Source organism: Streptomyces katrae, from assembly GCF_000966975.1.
GTDB lineage: Bacteria > Actinomycetota > Actinomycetes > Streptomycetales > Streptomycetaceae > Streptomyces > Streptomyces katrae.
The window spans coordinates 1-1425 of the sequence record NZ_JZWV01001647.1; the positions used below are offsets into that span (position 1 = coordinate 1).

The following is a 1425-nucleotide window of genomic DNA, read 5'->3' on the forward strand; positions in this document are numbered from 1 at the left end:
GAGCACGACGAGAGCACCGCTCTCGTCCCCAGCCTCCGCCGGGGCCGCGACGAGGCCGTCTGCGCCGTCACCGCCCTCGGACGGCTGCTCGTCGCCGGCGCCGTGGCCGACCGTACGGCGTTCTTCGCGGGCTCCCGCGTCTCCCGTGTGGACCTGCCCACGTACGCCTTCCAGCACCGGACCTTCTGGGTGTCCACCTCCGTGGGCTCGGTCGGGGACGTGGCCTCGGCCGGTGTCGCCGCCGCCGGCCACCCCCTCCTGGGCGCCGCCGTCACCCTCCCCAGTGCGTCCGGGATGCTGTTCACCGGCCGGCTCTCCCTCCACACCCACCCGTGGCTGCGCGACCACCAGGTGCACGGCCAGGTCGTGTTCCCCGGCGCGGCCATGGTGGAACTGGCCGTACGGGCCGGTGAGGAGGTCGGCCACGGGCTGCTCGACGACCTGACGATCGAGGCCCCGCTCGTCCTCCCGCCGTCCGGCGGCGTCCAGCTGCGGCTGATGCTGGCCGAGCCGGACGGGCACGGTCGGCGTGCGCTGAGCCTGTTCTCCCGCCCGGAGGACGCCGGCTCCGACGAGCCGTGGGTCCGTCACGCCGCCGGCGCCGTCCTCCGGACCCCGGACGTGCCACGGGGAGCGGGCGCGCCCCTGGCCGCCTGGCCGCCCGCCGGGGCCACCGCGCTCGACACCGACTGCCTGTACGAGGTGCTGGCCGCGCTCGGCTTCGGCTACGGGCCCGCCTTCCAGGGGCTGCGGGCCGCGTGGCAGCTCGGGGAGGAGGTGTACGCCGAGGTCGCGCTGCCCGAGGCGGCCACCGCCGACGCCGGCCGGTTCGGCCTCCACCCGGCGCTGCTGGACGCCGCCCTGCACGGCATCGGCCTCGGTTCCTTCGTCCCCGAGGAACCCGGCCGGGCCCGGCTGCCGTTCAACTGGTCGGGGGTGTCCCTGCACGCGTCCGGGGCCACCGCCCTGCGCGTCCGGATCGCCCCCGCCGGCCCCGACGCCGTCGCGCTGACCCTCGCCGACCGGACCGGAGCCCCCGTCGCGGCCGTCGAGTCCCTCGCGCTGCGCGCCGTCACCGCCGAACAGCTGGAGGACGGCTCGCTGCGCGACGCGCTGTTCCGCCTGGAGTGGGCCGAGGCGGCGGCCGTCGACGGTGGGGAGCCGGGCAGCTGGGCGTGGCTGGGCGAGGAGGGGGAGAACGTCCCCGCGTACGTGGTCACCCGGACCCCGGGCGGCGAGGTCCACTCGGCCGTCGCGGAGGCCCTCGCCCTGGTGCGGGCCTGGGCGGCCGACGAAAGGTACGCCGCCTCCCGGCTGGTGTTCACCGCCGACGTCCAGGACGTGGCCACGGCCGCGGTGTGGGGTCTGGTGCGGTCCGCGCAGACCGAGCACCCGGGCCGGTTCGCGCTGGTCGAGGCCGCCGAT

The 1425-nt window shown here is 77.3% G+C and carries 1 protein-coding gene; it reads left to right on the top strand.

Features of this window, described 5'->3' with window-relative positions:
- Positions 1-1425 (top strand): polyketide synthase dehydratase domain-containing protein (locus tag VR44_RS39825; RefSeq protein ID WP_045952582.1); only part of this gene is annotated, 1425 nt, incomplete at both ends.